Source organism: Moorena sp. SIO4A1, assembly GCF_010672065.1.
GTDB lineage: Bacteria > Cyanobacteriota > Cyanobacteriia > Cyanobacteriales > Coleofasciculaceae > Moorena.
Genome location: NZ_JAAHHX010000310.1, coordinates 1 through 2,309, shown reverse-complemented (window position 1 = coordinate 2,309; position 2,309 = coordinate 1). Strand labels below are relative to the sequence as shown.

Annotated in this window: 2 protein-coding genes; both read left to right on the top strand. The window is 44.0% G+C overall.

Annotated elements, in window-relative coordinates:
• Positions 1 to 214 precede the first annotated feature (214 nt).
• Positions 215 to 505 (top strand): hypothetical protein, encoded by a 291-nt coding sequence (locus tag F6K53_RS37615; protein ID WP_293018267.1) that lies wholly within the window; start codon positions 215 to 217, stop codon positions 503 to 505.
• A gap of 145 nt (positions 506 to 650) precedes the next feature.
• Positions 651 to 2,162 (top strand): reverse transcriptase domain-containing protein, encoded by a 1,512-nt coding sequence (locus tag F6K53_RS37610; protein ID WP_293084762.1) that lies wholly within the window; start codon positions 651 to 653, stop codon positions 2,160 to 2,162.
• Positions 2,163 to 2,309: the final 147 nt, after the last annotated feature.

The window sequence follows — 2,309 nt, the reverse complement described above, 5'->3', positions numbered from 1 at the left end:
GAGATTTCAATGGAGCCGTCGGGATTTTCCTGTTCGCGTAGCGTCGGCTTTGCCGAAAGGCGATGTGGGAGTGCGGCTCGTTCCTAGGAGGAGCCTCCTGAAACAGGAGAGGTATGACTAGGGGGATTCGCGAAGTTGAAAAACTTCAAAATCCTAACTGTTCTTCGGATGATGGTGAAAACCCATCCCTTGAGAAAGCAAGTGACTCCTTATCTTGGCCACACCGAGCAAGGCGGCAACCTTGCAGAGTGAAGCTGGCAACAGGGCGGAATTAGAGGAAAAACAGATTATCCACACTACCGCTAAGAGGGAGGCGACATGGGTAACAGTAGCAAAAATCCTAAAAAAGTGTCTAATCGCCCTACCACAATCTGAACAAACAATGTGGAATGCATCCTTTTATCCTCACAGAACTGTTCCCACGGTATCTGTAACTTTCGAGGAAGGGATAGGCAAAATGGATTGCCCTAAATCGTCAAAACAATCCTTAGAACGGAACGAGTAAAAACGACAGCACAAACAGGTCTGAAGAAATAGTCGAACCTTCAGTAAGTTATGCCAAACCTAATCCCTAATGTCGGGTAAGATGTAGCCGGAAACTGGCTACGGGTATCAAGATAAACAAATCCTAGGAGAGCATGGGTAGACACATGTCAAAAAGATATAGTGACCTATGGAAAAGCCAAAAGTGGAAAGAACTCCGCCGGAACCTTTTCCGCCTACAAAGAAGAGTTTATAAAGCAGTTCAAGCCGGAGACCTGAGGAAAGCTCGGTCATTACAGAAACTGATAATGAAATCCCGTTCTGCCCAACTTTTGGCCATCCGTCAAGTGACACAGCTCAACACCGGAAAAAGAACCGCAGGAGTAGATGGGAAATCACACCTAACCTACAAAGAAAGGTTCGAGGTACTTAAAATGCTAGTATCTAGTGGGGAAAACTGGACGCACCTTGGTTTGAAGGAATTCCCAATAACCAAGAAAAATGGAGGTACAAGAATGCTGAAAGTACCGACAATCCGGGATAGAGCATGGCAATGTCTCGCTAAATTTGCTTTAGAACCTGCCCACGAGGCAACGTTCAGTGCCTACAGCTATGGATTCAGAACAGGTAGATGTGCCCAAGACGCACAAAAACTACTATTTTTAAATCTGAATTCAAAACAAAACGGCATCCACAAAAGAGTAATAGAACTAGACATAAAGAAGTGTTTTGACCGCATATCCCACAGCTCAATCATGGATAGATTGCTAGCACCAGCGGGTCTGAAACAGGGGATTTTCAGATGTCTAAAAGCGGGCGTCAATCCGGAATTCCTAGAGCAAGGAACACCCCAAGGAGGTGTAGTTAGTCCACTTCTAGCCAATATCGCACTAAATGGAATAGAGGAAATAAACCCAAAAAATAGGTGTATAAGATACGCCGACGATATGGTAATAATCCTCAAACCAAAAGACAACGCAGAAAAAATCCTAGAGAAAATTAAAAACTTTCTCAGAAACCGAGGAATGGAAATCAGCGAAGAAAAGACCAAGATAACCAAAACGACAGACGGATTTGACTTCCTGGGGTGGAACTTCCGCGTCCAGAAAAACGGAAAATTCCGATGTATTCCCTCAGTGGAAAATCACCGGAACATACGAAAGAAGATTAAATCAGTGGTCAACAGCTCGAACTATGGAGCCGAAAAGAAAGCAACAAGACTAGCACCAATCGTACGTGGATGGAGGAATTACCACAAAAGCTGTTACATGGAAAGCCCTAGAGACAAGTTATGGTTTTTAAATAAAACCGCAAACCGTAAATTCCGAAAGGAAAAGAAAGTGAACCGGTACAAAGCCAATGAACTATGTAAGAAAGGCTTCCCAACTGTAGGGTATGAACAAAATCAACACGTAAATGTCAGGGGCACAAAGTCTCCATATGATGGAGACCTTAATTACTGGAGTAAAAGAAACTCCAAACTATACGATAGTGCGACATCCAGAGCTTTAAAAAGGCAAAACCATTCCTGTGGACATTGTGGGTTGGGTTTCATAGACAATGAACGGATTCATCTCCACCATATAGACGGAAACCATAACAACCAAAAGGGGAATAACCTTATGGCAGTTCACCAAAGTTGTCACCAACAAATACACTGGAGCCAAAAAGATACCTAGGAGCCGTGTGAGGGGAAACTGCGCGACCTGAACTGGTCAAGTAAAGCGGGGAGCCGACTCCCCAGGGTAATTTACACCACCTACCCTCACGTAAAACAACCTTTTAGGTTGGACTCAATACCTTTTGGTAACAAAAGGGAAATATGC

Excerpts from the sequence above, each read along its gene's own strand:
- F6K53_RS37610 (WP_293084762.1), top strand. The coding sequence starts at position 651 with ATGTCAAAAAGATATAGTGACCTATGGAAAAGCCAAAAGTGGAAAGAA.